Origin of the sequence: Segatella cerevisiae (assembly GCF_024054555.1) — a bacterium.
Taxonomy (GTDB): domain Bacteria; phylum Bacteroidota; class Bacteroidia; order Bacteroidales; family Bacteroidaceae; genus Prevotella; species Prevotella cerevisiae.
In genome coordinates this window covers 1-1,633 of sequence record NZ_JAMXLY010000102.1, presented here as the reverse complement: position 1 = coordinate 1,633, position 1,633 = coordinate 1, and the positions used below count along the sequence as shown (strand labels likewise).

General features: G+C 46.8%; 2 protein-coding genes. Both read left to right on the top strand.

The window, feature by feature from the left end; translation table 11 throughout:
• Positions 1-97 precede the first annotated feature (97 nt).
• Positions 98-1,048, top strand: a complete 951-nt coding sequence (locus NG821_RS12480) for an IS110 family RNA-guided transposase (RefSeq protein ID WP_252761984.1) — start codon at positions 98-100, stop codon at positions 1,046-1,048.
• Between the two features lie 143 nt (positions 1,049-1,191).
• Positions 1,192-1,356: a hypothetical protein gene (locus NG821_RS12475; protein ID WP_252761983.1), complete on the top strand. Its 165-nt coding sequence runs from the start codon at positions 1,192-1,194 to the stop codon at positions 1,354-1,356.
• The last annotated feature ends 277 nt before the right edge of the window (positions 1,357-1,633 follow it).

Here is a 1,633-nt window from a genome sequence, read left to right as displayed (position 1 = left end):
TATGAAACATCCATGATTAAAAAGAATCGTCAAAGCGAATGAAAATATATTGTTATAGCTATCTTTGTGGAGAATTAATAACCCCAAGGAGGCAATTATGGCAAGAGTTGAATTCGCCCAGGTCGTATCGCACGGTTGCGGTATGGACATCCACAAGGAGGTAGTGGTAGCGACAGTAAGGACCCCGTCCCATCAGGAGACGCGGGAGTTCAAGACCTTCACGAGTTCTTTGACAGAGATGAGAGAATGGCTGAAATCATCAGGAGTGACTCACGTAGCAATGGAGAGCACGGGTGTATATTGGAAACCGATATACAATGTGCTGGAAGGCTTCATTCCGGAGATATGGGTAGTGAATGCCCGTCATATCAAGAATGTACCGGGTCACAAGACAGACAGGATGGACAGTGAATGGATCTGCAAGCTGCTGATGGCAGGTTTGCTGAAGAACAGCTACATCCCTCCACGTGAGCAGCGTGAACTGCGTGACCTGACCCGTTACCGGCGTAAGCTGGTGCAGTCGGTGACCGCAGACAAGAACCGGATAATCCGGGTACTTGAAGACGGAAACATAAAGTTGTCAAGTGTACTGTCGAGTACGAGCGGCGTTACGGGAGAGAAACTGACAGCCCTGCTTTGTACAGGAAAGAAGCTTACGATAGAAGATGTCCGGAGTGTATACCATAAGAAGATACAGGCGAGTCCGGAGGAGATACTGGAAGCCTGTACGGGCAATCTGACATCGCATCAGATCTTCATGGTTCAACTGATCCAATCGAATATAAAAGGAACCCGTGAAAGCATCCTGTTACTTGACGACCAGATAAGGGAACTGCTCGTCCCTTATGACAATGCCCTTGAAGCGATATGCGGGATTCCCGGTATAGAACGTAAAGTGGCAGAGGACCTGATAGCAGAGATAGGCCTGGATATGGGCAAATTCCCTTCAGAGAAGCATCTTGCCTCATGGGCAGGTATGTGTCCTGGCAATAATGAAAGCGCGGGTAAAAAAAAAGTTCAAGAACGAATCACGGAAACAAACAAGTGAAGGCGGTAGTAACAGAAGCCGCATGGGCAGGGTCCCGAACCAAAAACACGTTCTTCAGCGAAAGATACCATCGCATAGCAGCCAGGAGAGGGAAGAAAAGAGCCTTGATAGCCATAGGCCATGCCCAGTTAATAGCCGTATATATGATCTTAAGTACCGGAGCAGCCTACCATGAACTGGGAGATCAGTATGTTCCAAACAAAATCAGGTCAAGACGGACCGGCTATCTTACGGGCGAGCTTCATAAGCTCGGGTACAAGGTAAGCCTAGACCGACTCGAGGCAGAATCAGAGAAGAAACCGGCATAGACGGGACAATTATACTTCAGGCCGATTTTTACTGGAACATCCCCAGTCCGGATATGAAACTGGTCCCGACAGCTAAGCGGCAAAGACTGTGACTTACGGACACGTGTATGAAAATTTAAATTCTTAGCTGTTATCACATAAAAAGCCGATCATTCAGCCGCACTTGCACACCAACAAGTGCTATCTTTTCTTTTGTCTTAACTCTGTTAAGTTATTAAAAACAATTAAAAATAGCCCCTTCCCAATAGGTGGGGCACAAAATATTTACGTATGAAAA

Excerpts from the sequence above, each read along its gene's own strand:
- NG821_RS12480 (WP_252761984.1), top strand. The coding sequence starts at position 98 with ATGGCAAGAGTTGAATTCGCCCAGGTCGTATCGCACGGTTGCGGTATG.
- NG821_RS12475 (WP_252761983.1), top strand. The coding sequence starts at position 1,192 with ATGATCTTAAGTACCGGAGCAGCCTACCATGAACTGGGAGATCAGTAT.